Origin of the sequence: Clostridium sp. KNHs205 (assembly GCF_000702945.1) — a bacterium.
Classification (GTDB): Bacteria; Bacillota; Clostridia; order Lachnospirales; family Lachnospiraceae; genus Anaerocolumna.
This window is the reverse complement of record NZ_JNLE01000003.1, coordinates 4360554-4375581: the sequence shown is the minus strand read 5'-3', so window position 1 is coordinate 4375581 and position 15028 is coordinate 4360554. Positions and strand designations below refer to the sequence as shown.

At 36.5% G+C, this 15028-nt stretch carries 17 protein-coding genes; all 17 read left to right on the top strand.

Translation table 11 applies throughout. The features are described 5' to 3' along the window. Positions 1 to 95: 95 nt before the first annotated feature. The 17 genes from BR73_RS0118185 to BR73_RS0118105 all read left to right on the top strand — a co-directional run bounded on the left by BR73_RS0118185 (position 96) and on the right by BR73_RS0118105 (position 15026). Positions 96 to 491, top strand: a complete 396-nt coding sequence (locus tag BR73_RS0118185; RefSeq protein ID WP_033166706.1) for a TIGR02530 family flagellar biosynthesis protein — start codon at positions 96 to 98, stop codon at positions 489 to 491. Positions 492 to 570: 79 nt separating this feature from the next. Next, positions 571 to 2052, top strand: a complete 1482-nt coding sequence (locus BR73_RS0118180; protein WP_033166705.1) for a flagellar hook protein FlgE — start codon at positions 571 to 573, stop codon at positions 2050 to 2052. 128 nt (positions 2053 to 2180) lie between these two features. Continuing rightward, entirely contained in the window at positions 2181 to 2396 is a 216-nt protein-coding gene (locus BR73_RS0118175; RefSeq protein WP_033166704.1) for a flagellar FlbD family protein, read from the top strand. Between the two features lie 17 nt (positions 2397 to 2413). Beyond that, positions 2414 to 3229 carry a motility protein A gene (locus BR73_RS0118170; protein WP_033167597.1) on the top strand — a complete coding sequence of 272 codons (816 nt, stop codon included), beginning with the start codon at positions 2414 to 2416 and terminating at the stop codon, positions 3227 to 3229. Between the two features lie 7 nt (positions 3230 to 3236). Continuing rightward, positions 3237 to 4037 carry a flagellar motor protein MotB gene (locus BR73_RS0118165; protein WP_033167596.1) on the top strand — a complete coding sequence of 267 codons (801 nt, stop codon included), beginning with the start codon at positions 3237 to 3239 and terminating at the stop codon, positions 4035 to 4037. 39 nt (positions 4038 to 4076) lie between these two features. Continuing rightward, positions 4077 to 4583 (top strand): flagellar basal body-associated FliL family protein, encoded by a 507-nt coding sequence (locus BR73_RS0118160; protein WP_033166703.1) that lies wholly within the window; start codon positions 4077 to 4079, stop codon positions 4581 to 4583. A 70-nt stretch (positions 4584 to 4653) separates the two neighbouring features. Then, entirely contained in the window at positions 4654 to 5631 is a 978-nt protein-coding gene (gene fliM, locus BR73_RS0118155) for a flagellar motor switch protein FliM (protein WP_033166702.1), read from the top strand. A 4-nt stretch (positions 5632 to 5635) separates the two neighbouring features. Continuing rightward, entirely contained in the window at positions 5636 to 6754 is a 1119-nt protein-coding gene (gene fliY, locus BR73_RS0118150) for a flagellar motor switch phosphatase FliY (RefSeq protein ID WP_033166701.1), read from the top strand. Between the two features lie 123 nt (positions 6755 to 6877). Then, a complete protein-coding gene (locus tag BR73_RS0118145) occupies positions 6878 to 7240 on the top strand; it encodes a response regulator (protein WP_033166700.1) in 363 nt (120 codons plus the stop codon). Next, complete coding sequence (locus BR73_RS27590) at positions 7240 to 7686, top strand: flagellar biosynthetic protein FliO (protein WP_051685297.1); 447 nt, start codon at positions 7240 to 7242, stop codon at positions 7684 to 7686. The genes BR73_RS0118145 and BR73_RS27590 overlap by 1 nt, the downstream gene beginning before the upstream one ends. 11 nt (positions 7687 to 7697) lie before the next feature. Then, positions 7698 to 8564 carry a flagellar type III secretion system pore protein FliP gene (fliP, locus tag BR73_RS0118135; protein WP_033166699.1) on the top strand — a complete coding sequence of 289 codons (867 nt, stop codon included), beginning with the start codon at positions 7698 to 7700 and terminating at the stop codon, positions 8562 to 8564. 18 nt (positions 8565 to 8582) lie between these two features. Then, positions 8583 to 8858 (top strand): flagellar biosynthesis protein FliQ, encoded by a 276-nt coding sequence (fliQ, locus tag BR73_RS0118130; RefSeq protein WP_033166698.1) that lies wholly within the window; start codon positions 8583 to 8585, stop codon positions 8856 to 8858. Beyond that, positions 8855 to 9619 carry a flagellar biosynthetic protein FliR gene (fliR, locus tag BR73_RS0118125; RefSeq protein WP_033166697.1) on the top strand — a complete coding sequence of 255 codons (765 nt, stop codon included), beginning with the start codon at positions 8855 to 8857 and terminating at the stop codon, positions 9617 to 9619. The genes fliQ and fliR overlap by 4 nt, the downstream gene beginning before the upstream one ends. A 31-nt stretch (positions 9620 to 9650) precedes the next feature. Further along, complete coding sequence (gene flhB, locus BR73_RS0118120) at positions 9651 to 10754, top strand: flagellar biosynthesis protein FlhB (RefSeq protein ID WP_347463454.1); 1104 nt, start codon at positions 9651 to 9653, stop codon at positions 10752 to 10754. Positions 10755 to 10879: 125 nt separating this feature from the next. Continuing rightward, the gene (flhA, locus tag BR73_RS0118115) at positions 10880 to 12913 is read left to right on the top strand and encodes a flagellar biosynthesis protein FlhA (RefSeq protein ID WP_033166696.1); all 2034 of its coding nucleotides are present in this window, start codon (positions 10880 to 10882) and stop codon (positions 12911 to 12913) included. Next, positions 12913 to 14145 (top strand): flagellar biosynthesis protein FlhF, encoded by a 1233-nt coding sequence (gene flhF / locus BR73_RS0118110; RefSeq protein ID WP_033166695.1) that lies wholly within the window; start codon positions 12913 to 12915, stop codon positions 14143 to 14145. The genes flhA and flhF overlap by 1 nt, the downstream gene beginning before the upstream one ends. Beyond that, complete coding sequence (locus BR73_RS0118105) at positions 14145 to 15026, top strand: MinD/ParA family protein (RefSeq protein ID WP_033166694.1); 882 nt, start codon at positions 14145 to 14147, stop codon at positions 15024 to 15026. The genes flhF and BR73_RS0118105 overlap by 1 nt, the downstream gene beginning before the upstream one ends. Positions 15027 to 15028 lie beyond the last annotated feature (2 nt).

Here is a 15028-nt window from a genome sequence, read left to right as displayed (position 1 = left end):
TGGAGGAAGGAATGGATTCCTGAGCCAATATAACATAAGACTCAATAACTATTTACAGGATGCCCACATGGAGGTAGGCATAGAAAGAGGCTTATATGAATCAAATATCACAAACTAAATACTCTTCCATCGAGCAGATGACAGGACAACTGCTGAAGGGCAGACCGGTTAAGCAATCAAATCAGCAGGATACAAAGGTATCTTTTCAAAAGATTCTGGAAAGCCAGTATGTTGAACAAAATGCCGGTTTAAAATTTTCCAAGCATGCAAATGAAAGACTGCAGAGCAGAAATATCGATTTATCTGAGGAGCAGCTTGAAAAACTGACAGCAGGTACAAAGAAAGCACAGGAAAAAGGAATCTCAGAATCCTTAGTAGTAGTTGATAATATTGCTTTCATTGTTAATGTAAAGAACAGTACTGTTATAACCGCACTTGATGAAGGAGAGGACAAGATATTTACTAATATAGACGGTGCCGTAATTATGTAAATGCCGGACCTTAGGGAGGCATTAAGGTCCTTGACTGACAGAGAGGACAGGCACATTATAATAAGGAGGTCATTTCATTATGATGAGATCATTGTATTCCGGTATTTCCGGATTGAGTGTTCACCAGACAAAGATGGATGTAATCGGTAATAATATTGCAAACGTTAATACCGTTGGTTTTAAGGCCAGCAAAGTATCTTTTTCTGATGTATTCTATCAGACGATTCAAAGTGCTACAGGTCCTAATGAGTCAACAGGTGCTGCCGGGCAGAATGCCATGCAGATCGGTTTAGGAAGTACAGTTTCTTCTATTGTTTCATCCCCTACTAAAACAGGTGGAGCACAAAGAACAGACAATCCCTTTGATATTATGATAAACGGAGATTCTTTCTTTGTTGTAAATCAAGGTGGTACAAATTATTTCACAAAGGCTGGTAATTTTAAGGTTGATGCCAATGGTACCCTGGCTACCACAAGTGGTGGTACTGTAATGGGCTGGCAGGTTGATCCTAATGATCCCACAAAAACAGTAGCAGATGTAGTTTCACCTCTGAAAATTATGTCCCCAGAGAACTTGTATTCTACACCTATTGCAACAAGTGCAGCAACAATAAGCGGAAATATTGATAGTAAAGATACACAGCTTGCTATTGGTGGATCTGGAAAAACAATGAATATATCTTTCTATGATAGTTTGGGACAGAAATATAATGCAACAATAAAATTGATGCACAATACTACCGGTACAGCTCCAAATGTGACAGATGTTGATAATCAATATACTGTACAGCTTGTAGACGTATTGGATTCAAATGGAAAAAGTATCTACAAAACAGGATCAGGTACTACTGCAGATCCATATAAAGAGACATCAGTAAAACCTATAAGTTTTGGCGGTATTGACTATACTCTTGATACTGCAACAGGAAAGCTTAAAACATCTGGTGCATTACCGGTAGTTACATTTAATGCCTCCACTGGTGAATTTGTCAGCGCCATAGGTTCAGGTACAGATAATGGTACTGGCACAGACAGTAATAAGAGCTTGAATTTTTCAATTACGGATACATCCACAGCAGGAAGCCCCTTCCATAACATAACGGTAGATTTTTCCACGATTACCATGTTTGCAGGAAGCGGAAAAACCAATCTGGACTTTACACCTGGTGATCTTGAGAATAAAGGTGCAGGACGTAAAGCCGGTAATATGACAGGTCTTAGTGTGGACTCTGCTGGTAAAATCTATGGAACTTATGACAATGGTGATAACAGGCTGTTAGGTCAGATAGCTGTTGCATCCTTTTCAAATCCAGCTGGTCTTGAAGCGATTGGAGGAAATTTATTTGCTGAGACACAGAACTCAGGTAAGTTTGATGGAATTGGTAAGGATGTATCAAGTGACGGCGGCAGCTTTACCACCGGTGTTCTGGAAATGTCCAATGTAGACCTGGCATCTGAATTTACAGAAATGATAACAACCCAGAGAGGTTTCCAGGCCAACTCAAGAATTATTACAACCTCCGATACTTTATTAGAGGAGCTGATTAATCTCAAACGTTAAAAGTAAATGAACAAATGGCAGTGGTTTGTGGCTGCTGCCATTTGTACTTAAGACATCGATGGCATACAAACTCTAAGATATTTATCCCGATAATATATGCTTTACCGGAATGAAGGAGAAAAAATAATATGATTAATGTTACCAAATTAAGCGGTGTCGAAATCACACTGAACTGCGACTTAATCGAGACAATTGAAGAAGTACCGGAAACGGTTATTACACTTAACAATGGGAAAAAAATACTGGTAAAAGAGAGTAGACAAGATGTGACGAATCTTATAAAATATTACAAGAAAGAACTTTTTTCCCAATATTTTTCTTTGGATGACACGAAAAAAGACTAATAAGGTAGGTGAAAGATTTGAATTTATCATCCATTATAGGTTTGATGACCGGAATATTTTTAGTAGTTTTCGGTATTGCTTTTAATCAAACTACAATGAGTGTGCAATTTGGAACATTAGGTAACTTCTTTGATATACCATCGATTATTATAACGATAGGTGGTACTTTTACGACATTGCTGACAATGGAGAAAAACGTACAGAATTATTGGGCTAAGTTAAAATCCATTGGTTTAATATTTAAGAACCCCTCAAACAATGTAAATGAAACTATTGCTCGTATTATTGATTTATCTAACTCCGCAAGAAAAGAAGGTTTATTGTCTTTGGAGGAATCAGCTGGAAAATTAGGTGATGATTTTTTAAAAAGAGGAGTTATGTTAATTGTGGATGGTACTGACCCTGAACTTGTCCGTAAAATATTAGATACAGAGCTAAGTTATATTGAATCAAGACACAATGAGACAATTACATTTTGGAAAAGAATTGCATCAATGGGACCAGCCTGGGGTATGATCGGTACCTTAATCGGACTTGTAAATATGTTAAAGAACATGTCTGATGCATCAAGTATTGGCGGTGATATGGCAGTAGCATTAATTACAACTTTTTATGGCTCGGTATTAGCGAATTTGCTGGGTATTCCTATTGCTAATAAGCTTAAACTGCTGCATGATGTTGAGATTCAGGAAAAAGAATTAATGGTAGAAGGAATACTAAGTATTCAAGCTGGTGAAAACCCGACTATTATAGAAGAAAAACTGAAATCTTTTATTAAACCCTCTTTACGCAACGATAGAGAAAATGATGTGAGGGGTGACGCTGTTGAGTAGAAAGAGAATGGATGACAATGATGAAAATGATGCACCTTGGTTAAATACTTTTGCAGATTTGATGAATCTATTACTTTGCTTCTTTGTTTTGCTATTTGCAGCTTCTAATGTTGATTCAGATAAATATCAAGCTATTTCTGACTCTATGTCAAAGGGAATAGGAATTTTTTCTGGTATTAATACGCCCATTATAAACAATGATGATGGCAATAACATATCACATGGAACAAATGACGGAGGAAATAATGATTCTTTCATACCAAAGACTGAAAACTCATCTGGAACAGGTTCAAATGATCAACAGCTTACTGATGTTGAAAAACAGTTACGGCAGAAAAATAAAGAGCAAACCATGGAAATGTTTGAGGATATAAATAATCTGGCTGAGAAATATGACATTGATAATGATATTACGATTATACAAGATTCCAATTATCACTATGTAAAGATTTCAATAAGTGGGTCGATTCTATTCGACTCAGGAAAAGCAGAAATAAAAAAAGAAGCTATTCCACTTTTTAATAAATTAGGTGATGTTTTACAGAGTTATAAAAACTTTCACATAGAATTAGAAGGACATACCGATAATAGACCTATGAGAAGTAATGCATATCCGGATAATAATTGGTTGTCTTCTGCCAGAGCTTTAAACGCTGCAACTTATCTTATAAATGAAAAAGGTATAAGTCCTGACACCTTAAGCTGGTCAGGAAGAGGAGAATATGATCCGGTTGCCAGTAATTCCTCGGAAGAAGGAAGGGCAAAAAACAGGCGTGTTGAAATAAAAATTTATAATAAATATAATTAATACGTAAGGTAAATGCCCTTAGGGCAGATGGGAGACATTATGAAAAAGAACTTCTTAACGGTCATTATCCTAAGTTTGGGAATACTTAACATGATTCTTACTGCAGTCATTGTGTTTGCTGTAGTGCCAACAACAATGAGGACCAATGAGCTGATATCAAAGGTAGCAACTACGATTGATTTGGAAATCAATGGATCACCCGATAACAAATCGATTAGTATTGAAGATATCGAGAACTATAAATTAAGCAAAGATCTTACCATTAATCTAAAAAGGGGAACTGATAATGTATCACATTATGCGTTGGTCACTGCTTCGCTGTCACTGAATAAAACCTCAGAAGATTATGAAAGATTACAGCCACTGGTCTCAACAAATGAAACAAAGATAAATGAGTTTTTTCAAAATGAATTTTCAAAGTATACAATGGATCAGGTCGGGGAGAAAAAAGAAGAAATCAAAAATAGTGTCTTGGCCGAATTACAGCAATACTTCGAGTCAGAAGATTTTATAATCGGAGTCTCGATTGAATATGTTACACAGTAAACAATTTGATGATTTTAGTAGAAGTATGTGATATTATGGTATTGAGTAATCACCCCGGGAGGTAGTGGCAATGGGCGACGTCTTGTCTCAAAATGAGATTGACAACCTGCTTAAAGCATTAAGCAGTGGGGAATTGGATGCAGAAGAGTTTAAAGGCAGTGGCGAAAAAGTAGTAAAAAACTATGATTTTGCCAGACCCTCCAAGTTTTCAAAGGAACATCTTAGGACATTGGAAATTATATTTGAACATTATGGGAGATTGCTTTCTACAAATTTACCGGCCTATTTTCGTAAAAATGTCCAGATCGAAGTTGTAAGTTCAGAGGCAGTTGCCTATTCTGAGTTTAGCAACGCCCTTTCAAACCCTGTATTATTGGGAATAGTGGATTTTTCACCATTAGAGGGAAATATTATTATAGAAATTGCGGACAATCTAGGTTATGCAATGGTAGATCGTATGTTGGGCGGCACAGGAGTACCACTGGAGAAAGCACGAGATTTCACAGAGATTGAATTGATCATTATGGAAAGAATATTTAATCTGTGCACAAATCTCCTGAGTGAACCGTGGGATACAGTTGTGCATCTGGAGCCAAGACTGACAAGAATAGAAACAAATTCTCAGTTTGCTCAGATAATCGCACCCAGTGAGATGACTTCCATCATTACTATGAACATTAAGATAGGTAATGTAGAAGGAATGATGAATGTATGTCTGCCTTATGCATGTCTGGAAAGTGTTATAGATAAATTGAATACAAAATATTGGTTCTCAACGATGCAGGTTAAAGATGATGAGTCCTATAAAGAACTTATTGAGCTGGCAATTGCCAAAGCAAAAATTCCAATTAAAGCGATACTTGGAAAAAGTACAATTTCAGTAAATGATTTTCTTGGCCTGCAGGTAGGAGATATTATTAAGTTAAACACCAAAGTAGAAGATGAATTAGAAATCTATGTAGGTAATTTGGATAAATTCAAAGCATTGCCAGGTGCGTCTTCGGATGCTTATGCAGTGAGAATTTCATCAATAATCAGGGAGGAGTAATAATATGGATGGTATGTTATCTCAAGAAGAGATAAATGCACTTCTCAGTGGCATGAGTACAGACACTGGAAGCGCTGGTTCTGATGATGGTTCAAAGGTGCTGTCAGACGCAGAAAAAGATGCAATTGGTGAAATTTCCAATATAAGTATGGGAACAGCAGCAACCACCCTTTCATCATTAGTTAATCAAAAGGTTGTAATAACTACTCCGGTTGTTTCTTATGCAACCTGGAATGATTTAACGGAATCCTATGACAGACCATGCGTCTTTATTCAGATTTATTATAAAGATGGGCTGGATGGAAACAATATTCTTATTTTAAAAGAATCTGATGTAAAAATAATTACGGATTTGATGATGGGCGGTGACGGTACCAATATTACCGGACAATTATCTGAACTGCATCTTAGTGCTATCAGTGAGGCAATGAATCAGATGATGGGCTCCGCATCTACATCAATCTCAGCAATGTTGGAGAAAAGAGTTGATATAACCCCTCCGATTTCAACGTTAGTTGATCTGAATGAGTCAATAGACGGATCTGATATAGCACCTTTTCTAAAGGACACCTTTGTTAAAGTCTCCTTTAAAATGGAGATAGGAGACTTGGTCGACAGTGAGCTTATGCAGCTCTACCCTTTTCATCTTGCAAGAGAGCTTTATAGTAACTTTGTAAAAGGAGAGCAGAAACCAGAGCCTGAACCTCAGCCTGTAAAACAAGCTCAACCCGAACCTATGCCTGTAAATAATCAAGCTATGCCGACACAGCAGGCACAAATACCTTATCCGCAGATGCCGATGTACCAGGTGCCATATCCTGCACCGGATGTTAATGTAGCACCGGCTCAGTTTCAAACCTTTACAGTACCTCAACAGGTTACAAACCAGCCTGAGAATATAAATTTAATTATGGATGTTCCGTTGGAAGTAACTGTTGAACTAGGAAGAACAAACAAATCAATTAAGGAAATCTTAGACTTTACACCCGGGACTATTATCGAACTTAACAGGCTGGCAGGTGAACCTATTGATGTTCTTGTAAATGGTAAATTCGTAGCAAAGGGTGAGGTTGTAGTAATAGAAGAATCCTTCGGAATTAGAGTGACAGAGATAATAAAATAATAAAAACAGTTTGAAAAGCTGTTTATATCCTGTTAATATTATATTTATTGTATGAGGGATTTTGTTATCGGGTTATTAGTGATATTATCTATTATTTAAAACACACATGATAGGAGAATAAAAATGGGTAAGAGTATTTTAATATGTGACGATGCTGCTTTTATGAGAATGATGATTAAGGATATTTTAAGCAAGAATGGTTATACAATCGTTGGAGAAGCAGAGAATGGAGCAAAAGCGGTTGAAAAATATAATGAAACAAAACCGGATTTAGTGATGATGGATATAACCATGCCGGAGATGGATGGAATCCAGGCACTCAAAAAAATCAAAGCTCAAGATCCGTCAGCCAATATTATTATGTGCTCTGCAATGGGACAGCAGGCAATGGTTATTGAATCAATACAGTCAGGAGCAAAGGATTTCATAGTCAAACCCTTTCAGGCAGACAGAGTACTGGAAGCCGTTAAGAAGGCCGTGGGCTAATGAGTATATTTCTGGCTAAGATGTCGGATTCTAATAACGTCTTTCAGCTTATAGGTGTTACGTTTCTTTTCCTTTTTGTTTTGGTAATTACTTATGTAACCACCAAACTTATAGGCGGAATCAAAGCAGGTACTTTAACAGAGAGCAATTTTAAAGTAATAGATACTTATAAAGTTACTCAAAATAAATATATGCAGATTATAAAGATAGGATCTAAGTACTTTGTAATTGCTGTCTGTAAAGATACAATACAATTGATTACTGAACTGAAGGAAGAGGATATTGTACTAAAAGACAGAAGCAGTAAAGCCAATACCAGCTTTCAGGATATCCTGAAAGCAATTAAGAAACAAAACGAGAAAGTAGAAAATACAGGTGATAAGGCAACAGACTTGTCAACGTCCCAGGATTCTCTGGAGACATCAGATGAGAATCATCACCAATAAGGTTGGTATGCATGGAGACAAGGAATAGAAGGATATTGAAAAGACTGGTATGTATTATCTTTATTTTATTCATTACCGGTATATTAACCACTAAAATGGCTGTTCCTGTGCTTGCAGCACAGACTGATGGAACGACAGATACAAATACAACCAATAATACAGGTACCAGCACGGGAACTGATAATAATTTGAACGGCCAGATAGGGCCGTTTCAATTTAATCTGGATACTGGCTCAGATAATGGAGGTTTGACCTCCACACTTCAGATTATGCTGGTGATTACGCTGATTTCTCTGGCACCATCGATTTTAATTATGGTTACCTCATTTACCAGGATTATTATTGTACTGCACTTTGTAAGATCTGCACTGGGAACACAGACCACCCCACCGAATCAGGTGCTTATAGGACTTGCGTTATTCCTGACCTTCTTTATAATGTCACCGGTTTTTACAAATATTAATGACAATGCGATAAAACCGTTGACGGCAGGGGATATAACCCAGGAAGAAGCTTTTGAGGCAGGAATAAAACCTCTTAGAGACTTTATGTTGGATGAGGGCAATACCAGACCACAGGATTTAAGATTATTTATGGATATTGCGGAAATTGGTACAGTTGATAATTTAGATGAGATTCCTATAACAGTTGTTATACCTGCTTTTATTATAAGTGAACTAAGAGCTGCCTTTATCATTGGATTCTTAATCTATATACCCTTTATTATCATTGATATGGTAGTGGCCTCAACGCTTATGTCCATGGGTATGATGATGCTTCCTCCCACGACCATATCCATGCCCTTTAAGATATTGCTGTTTATCCTGGCAGATGGATGGAATCTGGTTATTGGTACACTTGTAAAGACCTTTTATTAGTAGAAAGCTGGTGGTTTTATGAATGAAAATATAGTAATTGATATTATCAGAGACGCGCTTTGGACCATTATTAAAGTATCGGCCCCCATGCTTTTGGTATCCCTGATTGTAGGTCTTGTAGTAAGTATTTTACAGACTATTACCTCTATACAGGAACAAACCCTCACATTTGTTCCTAAGTTTGTAGCAATATTCCTGGTAATCATGCTTTTTGGAAGTTGGATTATGACAGAAACAAGGGATTTCTTTATAGATTTAATGAATAATATGCAGTATTTTATTAGAAGTGTATGACATTTTCGATTAATGGATTCGATGCATTTTTATTAATTCTTGTGAGGATATCGGCATTTATTATCGTTGCCCCTTTTTTCAGTGTTTCAAATGTCCCTAGAAGAGTAAAAGCAGGATTTTCCTTTATGTTAGCAATTATCATTTTCCAGATAATTGACGTTAATATTGAATACAGCACGGTATATGGTTTTGCGGCTCTAATAGTAAAGGAAGCTCTTACTGGTTTGATTATCGGATTTTTTGCAAACTTAAGTTATTATATTATTAATTTTGCCGGACAGTTAATGGATATGGAGATAGGTTTTTCAATGGTTAATATATTTGACCCAATAGCAAATGTGCAGACCACTATAACCAGTAATCTTTATTCCTATTCGATCATGCTGATGCTTTTTGTTACTGATATGCATTTGTATATTATCAAAGCCTTTACGGATACGTACAGTATAATTGCTGTTGGACAAGCTGATATAAATCCCAATCTCTATCTTTTAATGGTTGATTTTATGAAAAATTATTTTATAATAGGTTTTCGTATTGTTCTTCCTATTTTTGCAGCAATGCTGATTGTAAATACTATCCTTGCAATTTTAGCCAAAGTTGCTCCGCAGATGAATATGTTTGTTATTGGTTTCCAATTGAAAATAATGACAGGTCTGTTAATACTTTTTCTGCTGACAAAGTTTTTACCAACAGTTTCAGGATTTATTTTTAATGAAATGATTGATATGATGAAAGCAGCAATTTATGCATTGAGATAATGATTTTTTGTGGGTTAAGGGAGGCATTGCATTGAATAGATTATTGGCCTATAATCTGCAGTTTTTTGCAGAAGGACCAGGCGAGAAAACCGAAGATCCTACCCCCAAAAAATTAGGTGATGCCAGAGAAGAAGGTCAGGTAGCCAGAAGTACGGATTTAATAACAGCTTCTGCATTGATTGCTTTATTTCTGACATTAAGAATTTTTGTCGGAAGAATAGGAAACCAGTTTATTGAAGCTTTTTATGAATTCTATGGTAATATTGTTAAGGTAACGGATGATGATTTCCATATAGTAACAGCAAATGCTCTTTTAAGAGAAAGTATTTATCGGATATTACTCATTTTGTTGCCTATATTTGTGATTGCAGTTATGGTAGTCATTGTTGTAAATGTTTTTCAGGTTAAATGGAAAGTAACTACGAAGCCATTAAAACCAAAACCGGATAAGTTTAACCCTATTAAGGGATTTAAGAAAATATTTTCCAAAGATAAATTGGTAGATACCTTAAAAGAAGTATTAAAAATATTAGCTATCATGTATATAGCATATAACACACTGATAGACTACAGCGGCGATTTACAAAAGCTTTACGATATGGAACTAATCCAGGCTGTTGAGTTTATTGGAGATATTGTAATAAAATTAGGTTTGAATATAAGTATAGTCTTTCTGATAATAGGAATGGCTGATTATATATATCAAAAGTTTAAGTTTAAAAAAGAAATGAGAATGTCCAAGCAAGAAGTGAAGGACGAATATAAGCAATCAGAAGGTGATCCTCATATTAAAGGAAAAATTAAAAATAAGATGAGGGAGATATCACAGAGGAGAATGATGCAGATGCTTCCGGAAGCGGATGTTGTCATTACGAATCCAACACATTTTGCAACAGCTATAAAATATGATAAGGATACCGGCGAAGCACCGGTTCTTGTTGCAAAAGGAGCTGATTTCCTGGCTCAGAAAATAAAAGAAGTTGCAAGAGAAAATCATATTGAGATCGTTGAAAATAAACCTCTGGCAAGAATGCTTTATTATAATGTTGAAATCGGTAATGAGATTCCGCCGGAATTATACCAGATGACAGCGGAAGTACTTGCTTATGTTTATAATCTTAAAAATAATACTTAGTCAGATAGAAACAAGGAGCTTTGTTTCTATAATCGGATGTACGGCAGTAAAACGCTGCCTTTTATCAGAAATTTGAAAAGTGATTTCTGATAAGCCATACTATATAAATTCAGGGGGCAATATCCATGAGAAAGACAGACATGGCTGTAGGTATTTACTTGCTGGCAGCAATTATATTCTTGATTATACCTATTCCTCATTTATTACTGGATATATTACTGGCACTTAATATATCTGTATCTATGATTGTTCTTTTTAATGCCTTATTTTCAAGAGAGGTATTAAATATGTCTGCATTTCCGACAATTCTGTTATTCACAACTATTTTCAGGGTTTCCTTAAATGTATCTGCCATGAGATTAATACTGAAAGATGGCGAGGCCGGTGGAGTAATACAGACTTTTGGTAACTTCGTAGGAGGCGGTGACGCTATTATCGGTATTATAGTATTTGTTATACTGATTCTGGTTCAGTTTATCGTCATCAATAAAGGATCTGAGCGTGTTGCCGAAGTAACAGCGAGATTTACTCTGGATGCGATGCCCGGTAAGCAGATGGCTATTGATGCGGATTTGAATACTGGTGCAATAAATGATATACAGGCGAAAGAAAGACGTGAAAAGATACAGCAGGAATCAAGCTTTTTCGGAGCAATGGATGGTGCTACCAAGTACGTTAAAGGTGATGCCATTGTTGGTCTTATCATTGTATTGATAAATTTTGTAGGCGGTTTAGCCATCGGCTCCTTCAGAGGCGGAATGGATATGACAGAGGCCTTCGATAAATATACAATTCTTACCATCGGTGAAGGACTTGTAAGTCAGATACCTTCTCTTCTTATTTCACTTTCAACCGGTATTATTGTTACAAAAGCTACAAAAGAAGCAGATATTGGAGATATCCTGGTTAAACAGTTATTCTCTATCCCTAAGGTTCTTTATATTGTAGGTGGTGCGTTAATATTCCTGGGTATCATGACACCTTTAAATGATCTGGTTTTCTGCGCTTATGGTGTGGTATTCATCATTTGTGGAAGGACCATTGCTGGCAGAATGGAAGTGGAAGATATTGAAAGTGCCGCTGCTATGGAAGAAGAAAGCGGAGACGAGATCAGAAGGCCTGAAAATGTGGTTAATCTCTTACAGGTAGATCCCATTGAACTGGAATTTGGTTATGGTATTATTCCTTTGGCAGATGTTAACCAGGGCGGTGACCTTCTCGACAGAGTTGTTTTAATACGTAGACAGATTGCCTTAGAGTTGGGCTGTGTTGTTCCGATAATACGATTAAGAGATAATATTCAGTTAAATCCCAATCAATATCTGGTAAAAATAAAAGGTATCCCAATTAGTGAAGGTGAAATACTTTTTGACCATTATATGGCAATGAATCCAGGTTATGTTGAAGAAGAAATCACAGGAATTCCTACCTTTGAGCCATCCTTCCATTTACCTGCCATTTGGATAACCGAAAATCAGAGGGAGAGGGCAGAATCTTTAGGTTATACAGTAGTAGATCCTCCGTCAATCATAGCTACTCACCTCACGGAAGTCATCAGAAGCCATATATTCGAGCTGCTGACCAGACAGGATGTACAAAATCTTATCAACAATATTCAGGAAGCAAATGGCACCCTTGTTCAGGAACTTGTACCAAAGCTGCTTAGTGTAGGTGAGATACAAAAAGTTCTGCAGAATCTATTAAAAGAAGGAATATCTATCAGAGATCTTATAACGATTTTTGAAACCCTTGCTGATTACGCACCAACTACAAGGGATACAGATGTACTTACGGAATATGTTCGTCAGAGCCTTAAAAGAGCAATAAGTAATAAATATTTCCCTTCATCTGAAGTTACCAGCGTAGTTACGCTGGATCCAAAGGTAGAGCAGGACATTATGGGAAGTGTAAAACAAACAGAACAGGGAGCTTATCTGACATTGGATCCCGAAAAAACCAGAGATATCATGGGTTCTGTGGAAGAAGAAATTCAAAAGCTGGAGAACATAGGAAAGAATCCGATTATTATAACTTCTCCTATTGTCAGAATGTATTTTAAAAAGTTAACACAGGATTATTTTAAAGATCTTATAGTAATATCCTATAATGAAATAGAATCAAATGTTGAATTACAATCGGTAGGGATGGTGACTGTATAGTGATTATTAAAAAATATCAGGCAGAAACAGAAACGGAAGCAATTCTTTTGGCTAAGAATGAGCTGGGTAAAGATGCCATCGTAATGAATATTAAAACCGTTTCGCCCAAAGGGGTGTACAGACTATTTCGTAAACCTTCCGTTGAGATAACAGCGGCAGTGGATGATACCGGCATATTATCAGGCGGAAAGAAAGAAGCTGAAAATACTCCCCCTAATATAAAACCGTCTTTTTTTACAAATACTTCTTTGGAAAGCAGCCTTGTTGAAAAGAATTCAACCTTAAAAAGCAATGCAGGCAGTTCTTTTGCAGAGGATGCTTCTGCTATTGAAAAAAAACTTAACAGTCTTCAGGAGCTGCTGGAGAAGCAAATGCTGGAACGACAGAACGAGAAAAAAGAACAAGAAGAAATAAAACAAAAAGATCCGGAAGAGCAAAAAAGAGAAGCTTGTATACAGCTTGTTTATGACCAGCTGCTAAGAAATGAAGTAGATGAAAAATTCGTAACCCAGCTGGTAGCGGAAATAGAAAATAAAATTACAAAAGATATTACAATTGATAATATATTATCCCATGTATATCAGAAAATCATATTAAAGCTTGGTCAGCCAAAAACCATCGAAGTGCAGGAAAATAAGTGTAAATTCATATTTTTTATTGGACCCACAGGGGTCGGTAAAACAACGACCATTGCAAAGATAGCTTCAGACTTGAAGTTAAACAGAAAGTTAAAGGTTGCAATGCTAACCTCCGATACCTATCGTATTGCAGCGGTTGATCAGTTAAGGACTTATGCAAATATTCTTGGGATTCCTATGAAAGTAATCTATACGGAAGAAGAGATGATAAGTGCCAGAGAAGAGCTTCTTGATTACGATATTGTACTTGTGGATACAGCAGGACGCTCACATAAGAATAGACAACAAAGAGATGATGTTGAAAGACTCCTTGGTACAGTAACAGAGGAAGAAAAAGAAATATATCTCGTTTTAAGTGCTACTACTAAATATAAAGATTTAATCCGCATTACAGAGAATTACTCTGAGATTACTAATTACCGCATAATTTTTACGAAATTGGACGAAACAATATCAGTAGGAAATATATTGAATATCAGGATGCTGACAAATGCTGAGCTTTCCTATGCCACTTGCGGACAGAATGTACCCGATGACATTGGTAAGATTGATACACAAGAAACTGCGAAGAAACTTTTAGGAGGTTTTGAGTAATGGATCAGGCAGAGCAGCTTCGAAATATTGTTAAAAAACAGAGTTTGCCTGATAAACTAGCCAGGGTAATAACAGTCACAAGCGGAAAAGGCGGTGTAGGTAAATCTAATTTAGCTGTTAATTTAGGTATTCAATTAACCCGATTAGGTAAGCGGGTTGTAATACTGGATGCTGATTTTGGACTTGCAAATGTCGAAGTTATGCTTGGTATAAGGCCAAAACACAATCTGGCAGATTTAATTTACGGAAATAAGACACTTCAGGAAATCATAACAAAAGGACCGGAAGATCTGATGTTCATATCAGGGGGGTCTGGAATACAGGAAATGTCTGATATTACGAAAGGACAACTAGACTTTCTTAACCGTAAACTATATGAATTAGATGAAATTGCCGATATAATTATAATAGACACAGGTGCAGGAATAACCGGCAGTGTATTGGAATTTGTTATTGCCAGTGAAGAAGTTCTGTTAGTAATAACTCCTGAGCCTACATCAATAACAGATGCATATGCCTTATTAAAGGTATTGAATAAGAAGCCGGAATTTAATTCGGAACAGACATCAATAAAGATGATTTCTAACCGGATCAATACACAGGAAGAAGGCCGCAGTTTATATAATAAGATGAATCTGGTGGTCGAAAAGTTTTTAACAGTTAAGCTGGAGTATCTGGGAGGAATACCACAGGATGCCAATGTTTCAAAAGCAGTCATGCAGCAGAAACCTTATTCCATCTTGTATCCTAATTCACCCTCTGCCAAAGCAGTATCGGCATTGGCTGCCTCAATCTGTAATGGAGTTCCGGTCAATAAACAGGAACGCAGAGGCTTTGCCAATTTATTTACAAGTCTGATTCATCGCAGGACAAACAAATAGTG

Bases quoted from the DNA above. Each gene is read 5' to 3' on its own strand.
- BR73_RS0118185 (WP_033166706.1), top strand. From the start codon at position 96: ATGAATCAAATATCACAAACTAAATACTCTTCCATCGAGCAGATGACA.
- BR73_RS0118180 (WP_033166705.1), top strand. From the start codon at position 571: ATGATGAGATCATTGTATTCCGGTATTTCCGGATTGAGTGTTCACCAG.
- BR73_RS0118175 (WP_033166704.1), top strand. From the start codon at position 2,181: ATGATTAATGTTACCAAATTAAGCGGTGTCGAAATCACACTGAACTGC.
- BR73_RS0118165 (WP_033167596.1), top strand. From the start codon at position 3,237: ATGGATGACAATGATGAAAATGATGCACCTTGGTTAAATACTTTTGCA.
- BR73_RS0118160 (WP_033166703.1), top strand. From the start codon at position 4,077: ATGAAAAAGAACTTCTTAACGGTCATTATCCTAAGTTTGGGAATACTT.
- fliM (WP_033166702.1), top strand. From the start codon at position 4,654: ATGGGCGACGTCTTGTCTCAAAATGAGATTGACAACCTGCTTAAAGCA.
- fliY (WP_033166701.1), top strand. From the start codon at position 5,636: ATGGATGGTATGTTATCTCAAGAAGAGATAAATGCACTTCTCAGTGGC.
- BR73_RS0118145 (WP_033166700.1), top strand. From the start codon at position 6,878: ATGGGTAAGAGTATTTTAATATGTGACGATGCTGCTTTTATGAGAATG.
- BR73_RS27590 (WP_051685297.1), top strand. From the start codon at position 7,240: ATGAGTATATTTCTGGCTAAGATGTCGGATTCTAATAACGTCTTTCAG.
- fliP (WP_033166699.1), top strand. From the start codon at position 7,698: ATGGAGACAAGGAATAGAAGGATATTGAAAAGACTGGTATGTATTATC.
- fliQ (WP_033166698.1), top strand. From the start codon at position 8,583: ATGAATGAAAATATAGTAATTGATATTATCAGAGACGCGCTTTGGACC.
- fliR (WP_033166697.1), top strand. From the start codon at position 8,855: ATGACATTTTCGATTAATGGATTCGATGCATTTTTATTAATTCTTGTG.
- flhA (WP_033166696.1), top strand. From the start codon at position 10,880: ATGAGAAAGACAGACATGGCTGTAGGTATTTACTTGCTGGCAGCAATT.
- BR73_RS0118105 (WP_033166694.1), top strand. From the start codon at position 14,145: ATGGATCAGGCAGAGCAGCTTCGAAATATTGTTAAAAAACAGAGTTTG.